This is a genomic window from Candidatus Chloroploca asiatica (assembly GCF_002532075.1).
Taxonomy (GTDB): domain Bacteria; phylum Chloroflexota; class Chloroflexia; order Chloroflexales; family Chloroflexaceae; genus Chloroploca; species Chloroploca asiatica.
This window is the reverse complement of sequence record NZ_LYXE01000129.1, coordinates 19,490-35,031: the sequence shown is the minus strand read 5'-3', so window position 1 is coordinate 35,031 and position 15,542 is coordinate 19,490. Positions and strand designations below refer to the sequence as shown.

The following is a 15,542-nucleotide window of genomic DNA, read 5'->3' as shown; positions in this document are numbered from 1 at the left end:
CCCTTGCGGGTGCCCTTGCGGGTGCCCTTGCGGGTGCCCTTGCGGGTGCCCTTGCGGGTGCCCTTGCGGGTGCCCTTGCGGATGTCCTTGCGGGTGCCCTTGCGGATGCCCTTGCGGATGTCCTTGCGGATGTCCTTGCGGATGCCCTTGCGGGTGCCCTTGCGGATGCCCTTGCGGATGCCCTTGCGGATGCCCTTGCGGGCGGATGCGTCGCGCCGGGAAACCGGCCAGGTGTGCGCCGTCGCGATCCTTGGGGGGACAGAGCGGTGTCCCGGCGCGCACCTGGCCGGTTTGACGCGCATGCTCCGCACGGGCCGTGGGGTTGACTACTTCGCACCCACATTTGCCAGGCCTCTTTTCTCGTGGCATACTGGCAGGCGAATGTCGGTTGATGTAGATCAGGAGTATGCTATATGTCGTTGCAGCCAACTACCACCGTTGCCAGGATTGCCGGGTATGTCGGAGAGACGGTCACGCTGGCGGGTTGGGTCTATCATAAGACCGGGAAGGGCAAGCTGGTCTTTCTGTTGCTGCGTGATGGGAGCGGGACGATCCAGTGTGTGATCTTTAAGAAGCAGGTGAGCGAGACGACGTTTGCGTTGGCCCAGCAACTTGGCCAAGAGGCGGCCTGTCGGGTGACGGGGAGTGTGCGTGCTGACGAGCGTGCCCCTGGCGGCTTTGAGCTTGATGTGCATGAGCTGGAACTAGTTGGCCCGAGTGTGGAGTATCCGATTAGCCCCAAGGATCATGGCGTCGAGTTTCTGATGGAACACCGCCACCTCTGGGTTCGTTCGGCTCGCCAGCATGCGTTGCTGCGCGTTCGCGCTGAGGTGATTGCCGCGGCGCAAGAGTGGCTCAATGAGCAGGGCTTTATTCGGTTTGACTCGCCGATTCTCACCGCGACGGCGGCTGAGGGTACCAGCAATCTCTTTGCGACGGACTATTTTGATCTCGGCAAGGCCTATCTCGCGCAGACCGGGCAACTCTATGTGGAAGCCGGCATGATGGCGTTTGGCAAGGTCTACTGTTTTGGCCCGACCTTCCGTGCCGAAAAGAGCAAGACGCGCCGTCATTTGACCGAGTTCTGGATGATCGAGCCCGAGGTGGCGTTTGCCGATCACGAGGATAATCTGGTGCTGCAAGAGCAGTTTGTGAGTGCGATTGTGCAGCGAGTACTCGAACGGCGTGCGGCGGATCTTGATGTGCTCGAACGCGATACGACGGTGCTGAAACGGTGTGTGCCGCCCTTCCCACGGATCAGCTACGACGATGCGCTGGAGTTGATCAACGCGCATCAGGGCGAGGTCGAAGGCGCCACGCCGGTGCCCTGGGGCGAGGATTTTGGGGCGCCCCACGAGCAATTGATCGCTTCACAGTTTGATCGACCGGTCTTTGTCGAGCGTTATCCGGCGGCGATCAAGGCCTTTTATATGGAACCTGATCCAGCGCGGCCCGAGGTGGCGCTTTGTGCTGACCTGCTGGCCCCAGAAGGCTATGGCGAGATTATCGGCGGTTCGCAACGCATTCATGATCCTGATCTGCTGGAACGGCGGATCAATGAGCATGGGTTAGATGTGGCCGATTATCGTTGGTACCTCGACCTGCGTCGCTATGGCACCGTGCCGCATAGTGGCTTTGGCATGGGCATTGAGCGCGCCGTTGCCTGGATCACCGGCACACGCCACATCCGCGAAACGATCCCGTTCCCGCGGATGCTGTACCGGATTTACCCGTAACGGCTTTTTTGACGCAAAGGCGCAGAGATTTTGACGCAAAGGCGCAGGGGCGCAGAGATTTTGACGCAAAGGCGCAAGGGCGCAGAGATTTTGACGCAAAGGCGCAGGGGCGCAGAGATTTTGACGCAAAGGCGCAGGGGCGCAAAGAATTTTTATATTATGATTCTTTGCGCCTTTGCGTCTTTGCGTCAAATCCTTCGCGTCAATCTTCCCCGCTGTCGCTCGCTTCTCGCCCCATGCGGTATTTGATGTCGTAGTCGATGATGAAGTCGAGTTCTTCGTCGGTGAAGCCGTAGTGGGCTGCGAGGACACGGTCGATTTCGTCGATGATGGGTTTGGATTTCTGGATTTTGAACGACTGGGTTTCCGTCTGACCAGTGCTCTTCTGCATCCGAACCAACATGTGGCTGTTAGCCTGAAGATCAGCAAGGTAGGCATGTCCCAACTGGGCGATCTTGACGTTGCTTAGTGCTGACATTGGCACCGGGAAGTTTTGGATGTCGTAGGGGTTGAGGTCACGAAGGTTAGAGGTAATGGTGTACCACCACCAAAAGAGATTGCTGCTCAGCGCCGCTATGGCGGAGCGAACATAATCGGCCTTGGACAGCGAAAACCATGTCTCACGTGAAGATGAGCCGGAATGCCCGTTCACCACAAATGCCGGTGCAAAGTCTGTGAAGACCTTCCAGTACAAGCCTCCAGTAGTACGATAGTACACGCGATGCTTCGTGTTAGCCATGAAGTTCTGGAGCCGTGTCGGAATGTCCAGGCACTTCTTGAGAATTTTCTGCTCGATCGGTTCCCCGAGCTTTGGCACCCAGAAAGCTGGCCGTGTGCGCGGCACCTCAATGTATGACTGGATAGCCATCAACTGGTCGCGGGCCTCGCTGTACCACTTTTGATAGCTCGTTGAGTAGGTCTTCGGCTCCGCCGTCGGTGCCCCAACAAAGATGGTCAGCGCCCGGTTGACGGTATCGAAGAGCTTGCCTGGCCGCCAGGCATAGTTCGCATACCATGCGGTACGACCACACTCGATAAGATGCTGAACCCCCTGCATGCGCTGCGTCGAGACAAGCGCTAGCGGCACGATCATACTGATGTAACCCTGCTTTCCAAGCATCAGGAGTGCTCGTTCTACGCACATCGCATGAATGGCACCGCTGCTCAGGGAATTCATGCCTTGCGGCTTGTAGTCGACCTCTCGCAACTCGAGATACGGCGGGTTCCCCACGATCACATCAAAGCCGCCCTCGTCGAGGATTTCGTAGAAGGCGGTGAACCAGTGAAAGGGTTGGGTGTTGTAGCTGCCGTCGGGTTCTTTATGGATCTGGCCGATTTTGAGCAGGTCGGCGTCGAGTCCGGCGTTGATGCTGTCGAGGCGGGCGCGGATGGTCTGGCGGGCGGTGCGGCCTTCGGCGGCTGAGGGGTTGAATTGGAGTTGGGCGTTGCGGTAGACGGTCAGTTCGCGCTGGACGGCGCGGATTTCGTCTGAGCACGCGGCAGCACGCCTGCTCGCCACCGGCGAAATGATCAAGCGCATCGGCTACCTGACCCCACCCGCTCAAGCGAAAGAACCCGATACAGAAATCGGCCCGCCGCGCATTCTGGAGGGTCTTTAGCAGGGCATCAACCAGCTTCTGGTCAATACCACATAATCAGCACCGAATCTCTATCCTATCAGCCTCTGCGTAGGGCGATTGCATCATACGAAACCGGATACAAAAAGACGCGCTATCAGGGCACCCGCAAGGGGTGCCCCTACACCGGGCCCGCCCCCCGGCCCTGTAGGGGCACCCCTTGCGGGTGCCCTTACGGGTGCCTTGGCGGGGTGCTTACACCGAAGATGCAATCGCCCTAGGCCTCTGCGCCCTTGCGCCTTTGCGTCAAACAGCGCTACACCCCCGCCAAGGCGATTAGCTGTATAATGTGTGCTGGTGTGCCCGAACGTCGGGTCTGTTGCAGTGTGTCATCATGTATGGGTGTTGCGGATCTACAATCTGAGAGCCTGACCAAGCGTAAAGGTGCTGCGCCCCTGGTTGCGCCGACGGTAGGAACCTGGCGCAGTGCCCTGAGCGCGGTAGGGATGGTGCTGTTGTTGAGTCTGCTGGTCGGCGTGCTGGCCTATCAGGCTCCCCCGCAAGGTCGTGTGCTCGTCGGGTGGGTTGGTGATCGGCTTTTTTTAGCGACGACAGCGGGCCTTGGGGCTGATGCGGTGGCACGGGGCGATCTTTTTGCTGATGATCTGACGCCCGATGCGCCGACTGGTCGTAGCCGTTGGACGCGCCAACATGCCTTGTTGCAATTGCCCCATGTAGGGGCCGGGGCCGAGCTTGATCTGACGGTTACGGCGCAGGGGTGGCCTGACGATGTGGTCGGGGCATCTGTTGCCCAGCCGGTGGTGACCGTGCGCGCCGATGGGGTGCCTATCGGTGAGTTTACGCCATCCAGTGGGTGGGCTGAATATACGTTTCGTGTTCCGGCTGTCGTGCGTACCAGTGGCGATCTGCGGCTTGATTTTGCGAGCTCGCATACGTTTACTGATACCGCGAGCTTTGGGGTCGATCCGCGGCCAAAAGGCTTTCGTCTGGCCGAGGTGCGGGTACGTGCCGTTGAAGCGTCGGCTCCGCCTTTTTATCCGCCTGCCTGGCGTGCTGTTGGCTTGCTGGCTGCTTCCGCCCTGCTGCTCTATCTCTTGCTGAACCAGATCGTGCGCTCAACGCCCGTGGTCTATGTTGGGACGACGCTGGGGGTGGCGCTGGCGGCGACCGGGCTCGCGGTGACGCGTATCTGGATGGGGGCTGCGCTCAGTGTGGCCCTTGGGGTTCTGGGGGCGTTGCTGCTCATCGTCTGGTATCCGGCGCTGCTGCGCTTTGTGCGGGCGCTTGTACGCCGGTATGTCAGTGGCGCAGCGCTTGGGTACGGGTTGGTCGCGGCGGCGCTGGTGCTCTTTGTCTATGCCCTCGCGCAGGGGCTCGGCTGGTTGAGTAGCTCGGGTGTGGCCCTCTTTTTGCCCCTCTTTCCCGATTCGCTGCTGATTGCTTTGCTCGGAACGGGTCTGCTGGCGCTGGTGCTCGTGCTCGGGCGCGAGGGGTTGCCGCAGCTTAGTGATCGCATTGTCGCGTGGCTTGGCTCGCATCGTGGGTCACTCATCGTGCTGGGCGGCTTTGCGGTGATCTGGCTCGCGTATCAAGCCTGGGTGATTGCACGCATGTCCTATGTGGGCCATGCCGATTATGCCGATAATGCGGTGGTGGCGCGCAATCTCGCCGCTGGACGTGGCTGGGTTGTTGATTATGTGACGCAGTTTTATCACCTGATCGAGGGCGTGACCCGCCCGCAAGAGACCTGGCCCTTGCTGCAACCGGTCTGGATTGCGCCCTTTTTTCTGGTCTTTGGGCCTGAAGCGTGGGCCGCGAAGCTGCCGAATCTCTTCTTCAATGTGATCCTGTTGGTGCTCATCTATGTCATCGGGACGCATTTCTGGGATCGGCGGGTTGGGGTGACGGCGGCGATCTTGACCTTGACGAATTTTCTCTTCTTTCGTCTCACGATCTATGTGACGAATGATCTGGGGTTTGTGGTTTTTAGCCTGGGGGCGATCTTTTTGTTGTATGTGGCGGTGCCACGCCCTCACGAGAAAAAAAGGTATGTTATGCGGGGAGGGCTGCGCCCTCCCACGCCCCCTCCTGCTGGGGCGGTGACGCCCCCTCGCGCTGGGGTGGCGACGCCCCCTCCCGCTGGGGTGGACGCGACTGAGCAGGTACTGGTGGTGACGCCCCCTCGCGCTGGGGCGGCGACGCCCCCTCCCACTGGGGTGGCGGGAACTCTGCGGGCGTATCTCCGCGAAGTGGGGGTGAACCGGGCGCTGGTGGCGGCGGGCGTGTTGACGGGGTTGATGATGCTGCAGAAGCCGTCGGGGGCGATGCTCGCCCTGGGCATGGGCCTCTGGTTTTTGTGGCAACAGATGCCTGCTGATTGGCGGGCGTTGCTGCGCAGGCCGTCGCTGACGCGCCTGGCGGCGTTGCTGGTGCCAGTTGCGGTCTGGACAGCCATTGCATTGGTGGTGCTCTCGCCATATCTGGTGCGCAATCTGAGCGAGTTTGGCAAGCCAGTCTATTCGACCGAGAGCTACGATGCCTGGGTGCTTGGCTATCGCGGCAGCAGTGGCGATGCCTGGGAAGAGATCTATCGTGTCTTTACCCCCGAGCTTGGTGGGCCTGGCTTGCCTGATCGGAGTTGGATTTTGCGCTGGGGTTTTGATAAGACCGGCGAGAAATTTGCGACCCAGGTACGCGAGTTGCGCGACTATCTGATGCCGGTCTGGCGTGGTTTGCCCGACGATCTCGCCTGGTTCTTTGGGGGCAACGAGCGCAAAAATATTCTGTCGGGCCTCGGTGCGTGGCTGGCGTTGATTGGTGTCATTGGGGCGCTGCGTTTCCGCCGCCGCTTGCTTGGCTTGCTCGCGTTTACCTTTGCACCATATATGGTCTTTATGTTGACCTACTGGCGTACTGATGAGCATCGTTACTGGGTGATGCTGCTACCCTGGCTGGCCCTGTTGGCTTCGTGGATCATCTGGGCGGGCTATGATCGGCTTGCCGCGGTTAGTGATCGGCGCTGGGCACCGCTGGGCCTGATCCTGGTAGTGGTCGCCTTGCATAGCATCATCGGCTTCTCGCGCCCCGATATTGCCAATAAGGTGCGCAATGAGCCGGTGATCTGGCAGCCTGACTTGGCCGCGTATGCCTGGCTGCAGGCCAATACGACCCCAGAGGCCGTGGTGATGACGCGCATCCCCTGGCAGTTCAACTGGCATGTCGAGCGACCGGCGGTGATGATTCCCAATACGGGTGATCGGGATCTCCTCCTGACCATTGCACGTCACTATGATGCCCAGTATCTTGTGCTCGAAAATCAGCAACGGGTCAAGGGCGATGCCGGAAGGCTGCTGGCCCCGCTGATGGATCATTCCAATCAGGTTGGTGATGTTATTGATGGCTTTGAGTTGATCTATGCTAGTCCGACCGACGATTTTCGCGCTTTTGTGTATCGGATGCCGCCTGTTGAACAAGGGCTTCCCTGAGGGACGCTTGCGTCCTTACCCTCCTCTGTTTGCTTTCGTTTGGACGGTTTGGCCGCCAGAACGAAACGATAAAGGATCGTTTGACAGCATAGCAGTGAGTTGTATGTGCGAATTTTAATGCTTGCGTCGTCGTTTCCTAAATGGCCCGGTGAGACGACGGCTCCCTTTATTGAAGAGATTGCGGCAGGGGTGGCAGCGCGTGGGCATGCGGTGACGCTGTTGATGCCTTTCCATCCTGATTTGCGCCGTTTACCCGAGGAGCGTGGCGTTCGCCTGCGGATCTTTCGGTATGCGCCCCATCCGGCGTTGAATGTCTGGGGTTATGCACAGTCGTTGATTAGCGATACGCAAATCAAGCGGCGTACGCTGCTGGCGCTGCCGTTTGCGCTTGGGGCTTCACTGGGGGCGGTGGCTCGCGAGCTTGTGGCTGGTGCGGCGTCGGGGCAGCCGTATGATCTGGTTCAGGCGCACTGGGTGCTGCCCAATGGGCCGCCTGCGGCGTTGCCCGCCGCGCTGATGGGCCTTCCGCTCGTGGTGAGCCTGCACGGCAGCGATGTCTATCTGGCCGAACGGCATTGGACGCTGGCGCTTGCAGCGGCCAGTGCGTTGCGCAGTGCGGCTGCGTTGACCGCGTGTAGCAATGATCTGCGGGTGCGGGCGCTTGCCCTCGGTGCGCGCCCTGCGACGAGCAGCGTGGTGCCGTATGGCGTTGATCCGCAGCATTTCCGCCCTGATCCCGCGGCACGCGCTGCTGTACGCGCCGAACTTGGGTTGGCCGATGGGGTGCCCCTGGTGATGGGGATGGGCCGCCTGGTGGCGAAGAAGGGCTTTGGCGTGTTGCTCGAGGCCTGGCCGGAGGTGCTGCGCTTGCACCCCGAGGCGCGTCTGGTCATTATTGGGTATGGTGATCTGCGTGAGGCGCTTGAACGCCAGGTGTCGGCCCTTGGTTTGACCCAGCGCGTCCATTTTGCCGGACAACTCGAACGCCAGCGTGCTTCGACCTATGTGGCCGCAGCTGATGTCTTTGCGCTGCCGATTGTGCGCGATGGAGTGGATGGGTTGCCCAATGTGCTGCTCGAAGCAATGGGCGCTGGGCGTGCCATTGTTGCGTCGCGGGTGGCGGGGGTGCCCGATGTCATTGACGATGGGGTCAATGGCCTGATTGTGCCCGAACGTGATGCGCCTGCGCTGGCCCAGGCGTTGCTGCGCTTGATGGATGATCCCGCGCTGGCGCACCGCCTTGGTGCGATGGCCCGTGCCCGGATCGAGCAAAGCCTGACCTGGGAGCGCACCGCCGAGCGCTTTGAAGCGGTGTTTCAGGCTGTAGTCGGGGCGTGATCATGCAGGCAGTCGCGAAGAATCAAGGTGCTTTCTGGAAACATGCGCTGCTTGTGGTGGCCCTCTTTGGGGCCGCGCTGCTGGTGCGCCTCTATCGCCTTGAGGCGCAGAGCCTCTGGCTGGATGAGGGCAGTAGTTGGGAGTTGAGTCGTCAGGCGTGGTCGGTGTTGCTCGCCGACCTTTTGCGCCCCAATGCGGCCTATCCACTCTATCACGTGCTGCTCAAGGGCTGGATGGGCTTTGCCGGAGAGAGCGAGGCGGCGCTGCGGATGCCGTCGGTGCTTGCGGGGGCACTTGCAGTACCGCTGGTCTACCTGATGAGTCTTGAGGTGGCGCGTCTGGGGTTAGAGGAAAGCCGCCCGCGTGCCCCGGGGATCTGCTGGGCTGGTTTCGCGGCGGCCCTTATCCTTCTCGCGTCGCCTTTCGCCATCTGGTATAGCCAGGAAGCCAAGGTCTATAGCCTGTTGCTCTTCAATGCAACGCTGGTGCTCTGGGCGCTTGCCCGTGTGCTGCGCACCGGGGCGCTGCGTGACTGGGCGCTGCTGCTTGTGGTCGGTGTGGTGGCGCTCTTTGTCCATCGCCTGAGCATTCTGCTTGTTGCGGCGGGGGCGTGGCTGATGGCCCTGCAAGTTGTCGGCCATCGGCCACGCTCTTGGCTGAACTTGCTGGCCCCGGCGTTGGCGGGGCTCTTTTCCGGCTTGCTGGTCATCGCGATGATCAGCGGGCTTGGTGGCGAACAGGCTGCCGGGCGCTCGGCGGCGGGTGCCGCGATTCCTGCTGACCCGTGGCTGGCCCTTGAATTGACGGTGGTGCGGTTTAGTCTCGACCGCTGGCCGGGCGATAGCCCGTCGTGGTGGCTGCTGCCCTGGTTGCTGCTGGCTGGCCTGGGGTTGGTGGCTGCCCTGGTTGATCTGCGCCGTTCCGCGACCCGCCTGCGCGCTGCCTTTGTGCTGGTGATGCTCTTTGTGCCGCTGGGCCTTTTCCTGCTCCAGCTTGTAGTGACGAGGCTTTACGAGGCACGCTATTTGATGATGATCTATCCGGCGTGGCTGCTCTTGTTGACCTATCCACTGCTGAAGCCTGGCGCGGCGCAGGTGAGTGGGCAACGTACGCGCATAGTGCGGAAGAGTCTGACCTATGGGCTTGTGTCGGCCTATGCACTGCTGCTGGCAGGCGCACTTTTTACCGGAGGTCGTGCCCTGGTGCAACCGGTCTTCGGGCTCTTTTCGGGCGATCCGGTGAAAGAGCAGTACCGCGAAGCGTTTGCGGAACTGGCGACACGGGTGCATCCTGACGATGCCATTGTGTTGCACCCCAACTATCTGCGCCCATTGTATGACTACTACATGGCTCGTTTCAGTCGTGATCCCGCGCTCCAGCCGCTGACGTTTGCGAATTTCTGGCAGGGCGAGACGAGTTTTGGGCAGCGCGAGTGGGATCTCGAGCGGCGGGCGGGGTTGGCCGGCTTTACCCGAAGTTTTCTGGTGATCGCCCCTGAACACGCGCGCACGGTTGATCCTCCGTTACCCGGTGATGAGTATGGCCTGGTCGGCAACTACTGGCGCTTTAGTCGCGAGCAGCGCACGTGGCCGTGTGGCATCTGGCGCTTCAACGGGGCGCATCTGCTCTGTCAGCAAGCCCCCGAGCCCTATTATACTGGCGCGGCTGCGCCGACGCCCGCACGTCCGGTGGGCGCAATCTTTGGCGATGACCTGATCTTTCAGGGGTACACGCTCAAGGCGACCATGCCCGTTGGCCCTGGCGTTTATCGTGCCGGAGGCAATGTTCCGCTCAGTCTCTTCTGGGAAGTTACCGCGCCCCTCGAGGCGGATTATAGTCTCTTTCTCCACCTGTGCCAGGCGTGCGACCAGCCACCGGCGGCTGGCGAAGATGGTCCCCCGTTGGAAGGCTACCTCCCGACGAGCACCTGGTTGCCCGGCAAACCGGCCCGCGACGACCGAACGATCCATTTGCCTGCCGATCTCGCGCCTGGAACCTATACCATGTTGCTTGGGCTCTACGATCCCAACGACCCGACCCCCGCCGGTCGCCTGCGCATTCGTGGAGGCGATACGCTTGGTGACGACCGCCTGGTGCTCGGGAGCATCGAGGTCGTTGCCAACGAGCCGTAACGAGGAGGTCAGTGGCTACTGCGAAAACGAGCACGCAGCGCACGCCGTCTTTCACGCGACTCAGCGTGCTGCTTCGAACCCACTGGTTGCTGTGGCTTGCCCTGTTGATCGGGGCTGTGCTGCGTCTTGCCTTGTGGGACAGCTTGCCTCGCGTGGGGCTTATCTCGGACGAAGCTGAATATCTGGCGGCGGCAGATTGGCTTGCTAATGGGCGAGGTTTTGCCTGGCATACGCAGTACCTCTGGACACGCGCACCGCTCTATCCGCTCTTTGTTGCGGCGCATGTTGGCCTCTTTGGGCGCGACCTGGGGCCGATTTTTGTCACGCAGACGCTGTTGAGCCTGGCCAATATCGTCCTGACGTATCTGTTGGTGTTGTTCGTTGTGCGTCCGGGGGAGGGTCGTGAGCGCGTTGCGGCCGGGTTGGCGGCGCTCGGGATGGCGGTCTATCTGCCGCTGGCGAGTTATGCGCAATTGTTGCTGAGTGAGACTTTGTTCACGACGCTGTTGCTGGCGGCGATGCTGATGTTTGGGCGCTGGGCCACGGTTTGGGTGAGGCATGAGGAAGATTTCGCCCGCCCCGGTCGCGCTGGGGAGAGTCATGCGAGCGGGGGCGGTTTCCTTCCCCAGATCAACTGGCCTTTGCTGGCGGCAGGCATGTTGCTGGGCCTGGCAACCCTGACCCGAGGGTTGACGCTCGGCTTTGTGCCGCTCGTGCTGGCCTGGGTGGGGCTGACGGCCTGGCATACGACGGCGAGGCTGCGCCAGGCGATGGTGCAGGTGGGCCTGGTGCTTGCGGCTTTTGTCTTGATCGTCGCGCCCTGGTCACTCTATGCGAGTCGCGCCTATGGCGGGCTGATCACCGTCGATACGACGGGCGCGTTCAACCTGGCGCTGGGCGCACGGACGGCCTATGATGGCGGGCGGAGTGATGAGCCAACCCGGAATTTTGTGCTTGCGCTGCTGTTGCCCGAACTGAGTGTGGCGCAACGCGAGGATCTCCTCAACGAGCGGTATCACCCTGATGGAAGCGTAGCGCGTCCGGCGGCGTGCCTCTATGCGCGCGAAGATCCGCGTTTGACCGCGGCGCTGGCGACGGTAGCGACGCTGCGTCAGGGTGATCGGCAGCAACTGTTGAGCGCCGAGGCGCTGTGTCTTTTGCAGGCCAAGCCGCTCGCCTTTGTGGTCAAGAGCCTGACGGAACTGATCGATCTCTTCAAGATCAACTATACCGGTGACGAACGGTTGAGCCGTGGTTTTGCGCTCGGCAGGCTGCCCGTCTGGTATACGCTGGCGCTGGTCACGCTTGACGACCTGCTCTATGTGCTCGTCTTGCCGCTGAGTCTGCTTGGCTGGGCGACGTTACGCACGCGGCAGCGGGCCGGGCCGGGCAGCGCAGGCGCGCACGCCCTCGCTGGCCTGATCGGACTCTGGTTGCTCTACAATCTTGCGGCGGCGCCGTTGCTCTTTGCGATCAACCGCTTTCGCGTTCCGCTGATGCCCTTTGCCCTGATCTTCGCCGGGGTTGCGCTAGCGCACCTGCCGCAACTCGGCGCAACCTTGCGGACGCGCTACGGGGCTGCGTGCGGCGTGCTGGCGAGCCTGCTCTTGCTGGTGGCGGCAGCACCCTACGCCTATTTCGAGCCGCGTGCGCCCGGGGCCGACGCGACCTGGTCATCGTTCCTCGGCCCATACCCGTCGAGCATCGCCAACACGCGGCTGGCACTCGCATCGCGGCAGGGCTTTTTGCAAGAAGAAGCGTTGCGCACAGCGCTTGGCGCGGGTGACAGGGTTGCAGCGCGGGCGGCCCTAGCGTCGCCGGCATTGCCGTCGTATGCGGCCGCCGTCGGCGCACCATTGCTCGATGGGTTGGAAGGAAGACCGGAGGCAGGGCTTGACCGGCTCGCAACGCAACCGAAGCGCCCACTGGCAGCCTGGCAGACAGCTGTGGTTGCCGGCGAACTCTTGCGGCAGATGGGCGACCTGCAAGCGGCGCGACGCGAATTTGGCCCCTCGCTGGTCGACGACCAGAACCCGGTGACCTGGACGTGGCAATGGTTTTACCCGCCGCGGCTGTCAGACGATCGCCTTGAACTTGCCGACGACAACGACCTTGGCTACATCAAAGGGTTTTATTTAGGCCGCTACGATCCCGATCTGGGTGCCACCACGCGTTGGGCGACCGGCACAGCCATGCTGCGCTTCCCCGGGGCGGGCAACGGCGCGCCGCAGCAGCTTTGCCTCCACCTGAGCGGACTTGGCTGGCCAGAGGATCTGGAACTACCGGTGGTGACGGTAAGCGTTGGGGTGGAGGAGGTCGGACGCATCGCCCTCACGCGCAGCCTCGAAGAGGCATGCCTCCCGCTACCGGCACAACCCGAAGGGAGTCACCTCGTCATCACGACCGCGAGTGCCACCTTTGTACCGAGTGCGCTGGACCTGATTGCCCAGCAAGGGCCGCAGGTAGGGCAATTGCGGTTACTGGCATATCAGCTTGATCGAGCGGTAATCGTGCCGTGACGCGCAGATCTGCGCATCACGGCGTACCATCTAACGGACGACGGTGCGTTTCACCGTGTCAACCGCCGAGCGGGCGGCGGTGAGATAGCCCCGGTAGACCGACGAGCGCCCAAAGATGAGCGGGGTCGCAATGCCGACCAGGATCAGCGCCGGCACCCAGAGCAACACACCAAAGAACTGGGAGAGCCAGGCAAAGATCAGGCCACCGCCAACGAGCACATTGAGCAGAGCGGTACTGCCACGATCACCATAGGACTGGCCGATCAACTCACGGACATTGCCAACGAGCAACAAGATCCCGGCAAACGCCCCAAAGTGCATCGCCAGACTCGTGCTGAGAAAGCGCATAATCAAAACAATCGCCGCCACAATAAGAATCGCTGCACCGATATAGAGATACATCGGTTTAATATACCAGCCACCAACGCGCACAGGGCCTCGACCACTGCTATTGCCGTTATGCATTGCCTCATCCTTTCGAACGCACATCACCTCGCTAAGGCTATGACGGTGGGCCGGCCCTGGTTGTTGCAGCGGTGCTTAGTCTTCAAAGACGGGTTTGACGCGGAACATCCCGTCGCGCTGATCCGGCGCATTCGCCAGCACCTCGTCGCGACTCAGCGCACCTTTCACCACATCGGGACGCATCACACTGACCAACCCGGTCACTTGCGCCGTCGGCTCGACCCCAGTGACATCAACCTCTTGTAGGAGTTCGATATACTCCAGGATATGGGAAAGCTGATCGCGCATCAGCGCAAGCTCTTCGTCAGAGAGACCAAGGCGGGCGAGGCGGGCAACGTGGCTTACTTCGGCATCACTCAATGGCATAGAAATCGTTTCCTTTCTTCAGGCTACCCCTGATCCTTGTGAAAGATCACGGTGGTCATTTGCCCCAACCAGCATCTGGCGTGTATAGCGGAGGCGCTGGACTGCGGTGATGTGCGAAGCTACACCAATCGCAATGATCGCCCAGTGTAACAGATTGAACTGAGGAAAGAGCGGATGCAAGAGCAGGCCCAGGATCAACAAGCCAAGTTTTTCCTGGCGCCCCGCAAAGCCCACATTGCACGACACGATTTTATGCGTCGCCTCGGCGCGTGCGCGAACATAGCTTGCCATCAGCATGCCCACGAGGGCAAAGAGCACCCAGCCGGGTTCGACGACCCCCGAAAGCATGATGCCCCCGAGGATAAAGGCCTCGGCATAACGATCCGTCACATGATCGAGGACGGTTCCATATTCACTGGCGGTTCCGCCGGCGCGGGCGGTTGCGCCATCAAGCACATCAGCCAGGCCCACCAGCAAGATCACGGCTACGCCCCACGCAAACCAGCCCCGTGAGAGCACATACCCGGCCCCGACACTCAGCCCAAGGCTGAGATAGGTCAGGGCATCGGGAGTGAGCCCGAGGCGCATACACACCCGCCCAAGGGGGAGCGAGCGCTCTTCATAGATCGCACGAAAGCGTGCAAGAAAAGGCATCATGGTTGTCGCTCCTGCCTTCAACGATAGAGGATGTCTATGAGTGAATCACCCTACGTCAGACCTCACCGATCTTCAAGACCGGTGAGGTCTGACGGTACAGACTACTCTCTTCAATCAAGTATAGCGTCAGGGTCGCACGATAGCAAGAGGCTTGTGCGCCGTTCCACTTCAGCAAGCGAAATAGGCGCATCGGGGCCGGTATGTTCGATCCAGATCGAGGCGGTCGCCGCCCCGACGCATCCAGCCCGATAGAGATCGGTCTGGTCTTGCAAATACGCATGGAGAAAACCGGCGAGATACGTATCACCCGCCCCGGTCGGATCACGGGCCTCGGTGGTATAGGCAGGGATGCGCCACTGACGCTCACCATTGTCGATCCACGAACCGGCCTCGGCGAGCGTGACAATCGCAATCTGGCAGCCCAACTCGCGCAGGGCACGCACCGCTGCCGAGCCATTGGCCCGCGGGTCAAGGCCCGTCAAGACATACGTCTCAACCTCATTGGCTTTGATGACGGTACAGTGGCGGGCCGCACGCGCAAAATCAGCGGTCACACGATGCTCGATCCGACCATCTTCCCCGATCTCGCGCAAGAGACCCTGGGGATCAAGCAAGATCGGGGCGGTCGTGACGGCGGCAAGCTGTTCAATCAGACTGACGGGCGTCTCTTGCAAGATCGGGCCGACAATCACCGCCGCTGCATCATGACAACAGGCTGGCACCTCGGTAATGGGCGGCGCAAGGCCAAGCACATCCAGGGTACGGTCGCCACGCTCATCGTAGATCAGGCGAAAGCCGCCGGTCTGATCGCTTGGCGTGGCATAGGCAGTGATGCCATAGTGCTGCAGATCGGCACAAAAACGTGCGTAATAGTCAGCCCCAACCCGGCCCACCAGCGCCGTCTGGTGGCCCAAACGGGTCAGCGCGAGGCAGGCATTGGTGGAGCATCCCGACAGCACGCGACCATCGGTACGGATGCAAGGCGTAATGATTTCATCATAGACAGGATTGCCAAAGGCAATAATGAGGCTCATGCTGGATGGTTCTCCTCGTGCGAGGCTGTGTTGAGGGCTGTCGCCCTCAAACTCTGTTTCTTCGTTGAAAACGTCAACTACGCTAACTTTTTCAGCGCAGCGAAGCTTCTTGTCTTCTCGCCCCGTCCCAACCTCGCCCCGCTGCGGGGAGGCGTCCTTATCCTTCCCCAGCGGGGGAGGGCTGGGGAAGGGGAAGCGTTGTGTCACCCTGA

General features: G+C 61.2%; 11 protein-coding genes. 5 read left to right on the top strand and 6 right to left on the bottom strand.

Translation table 11 applies throughout. The annotated features are described in order from the left end of the window. On the bottom strand, window positions 1–302 hold a 302-nt coding region (locus A9Q02_RS24375), incomplete at its 3' end, for a hypothetical protein (RefSeq protein ID WP_483862431.1). 111 nt (window positions 303–413) lie between these two features. Between A9Q02_RS24375 and asnS the strand changes: the two genes are divergently transcribed. After that, the gene (gene asnS, locus A9Q02_RS17480) at window positions 414–1,736 is read left to right on the top strand and encodes an asparagine--tRNA ligase (RefSeq protein WP_097654373.1); all 1,323 of its coding nucleotides are present in this window, start codon (window positions 414–416) and stop codon (window positions 1,734–1,736) included. Window positions 1,737–1,938: 202 nt separating this feature from the next. On the opposite strand, the gene A9Q02_RS17475 is transcribed toward asnS, so the two are convergent. Next, window positions 1,939–3,276, bottom strand: a complete 1,338-nt coding sequence (locus A9Q02_RS17475; protein WP_097654372.1) for an Eco57I restriction-modification methylase domain-containing protein — start codon at window positions 3,274–3,276, stop codon at window positions 1,939–1,941. Between the two features lie 435 nt (window positions 3,277–3,711). Here A9Q02_RS17475 and A9Q02_RS24925 point away from each other — a divergent pair, with 435 nt between their 5' ends. The 4 genes from A9Q02_RS24925 (at window position 3,712) to A9Q02_RS17450 (ending at window position 12,808) form a co-directional block, all read left to right on the top strand. After that, a complete protein-coding gene (locus A9Q02_RS24925; RefSeq protein ID WP_245860634.1) occupies window positions 3,712–6,819 on the top strand; it encodes an ArnT family glycosyltransferase in 3,108 nt (1,035 codons plus the stop codon). A 105-nt stretch (window positions 6,820–6,924) separates the two neighbouring features. Next, entirely contained in the window at window positions 6,925–8,157 is a 1,233-nt protein-coding gene (locus tag A9Q02_RS17460) for a glycosyltransferase (RefSeq protein WP_097654377.1), read from the top strand. 2 nt (window positions 8,158–8,159) lie between these two features. Next, a complete protein-coding gene (locus tag A9Q02_RS17455) occupies window positions 8,160–10,289 on the top strand; it encodes a glycosyltransferase family 39 protein (protein WP_097654371.1) in 2,130 nt (709 codons plus the stop codon). A gap of 11 nt (window positions 10,290–10,300) precedes the next feature. Next, window positions 10,301–12,808, top strand: coding sequence for a hypothetical protein (locus tag A9Q02_RS17450; protein ID WP_245860632.1), 2,508 nt, complete (start codon window positions 10,301–10,303; stop codon window positions 12,806–12,808). A 30-nt stretch (window positions 12,809–12,838) separates the two neighbouring features. Here A9Q02_RS17450 and A9Q02_RS17445 read toward each other — a convergent pair whose 3' ends face one another. From A9Q02_RS17445 to A9Q02_RS17430, 4 genes are all read right to left on the bottom strand, one after another. Then, a complete protein-coding gene (locus tag A9Q02_RS17445) occupies window positions 12,839–13,273 on the bottom strand; it encodes a hypothetical protein (RefSeq protein ID WP_097654370.1) in 435 nt (144 codons plus the stop codon). A gap of 75 nt (window positions 13,274–13,348) precedes the next feature. Then, the gene (gatC, locus tag A9Q02_RS17440) at window positions 13,349–13,639 is read right to left on the bottom strand and encodes an Asp-tRNA(Asn)/Glu-tRNA(Gln) amidotransferase subunit GatC (protein WP_097654369.1); all 291 of its coding nucleotides are present in this window, start codon (window positions 13,637–13,639) and stop codon (window positions 13,349–13,351) included. Window positions 13,640–13,657: 18 nt separating this feature from the next. Further along, complete coding sequence (locus A9Q02_RS17435) at window positions 13,658–14,296, bottom strand: CDP-alcohol phosphatidyltransferase family protein (protein WP_097654368.1); 639 nt, start codon at window positions 14,294–14,296, stop codon at window positions 13,658–13,660. Window positions 14,297–14,406: 110 nt separating this feature from the next. Further along, window positions 14,407–15,330: a PfkB family carbohydrate kinase gene (locus A9Q02_RS17430; protein WP_097654367.1), complete on the bottom strand. Its 924-nt coding sequence runs from the start codon at window positions 15,328–15,330 to the stop codon at window positions 14,407–14,409. Window positions 15,331–15,542: the final 212 nt, after the last annotated feature.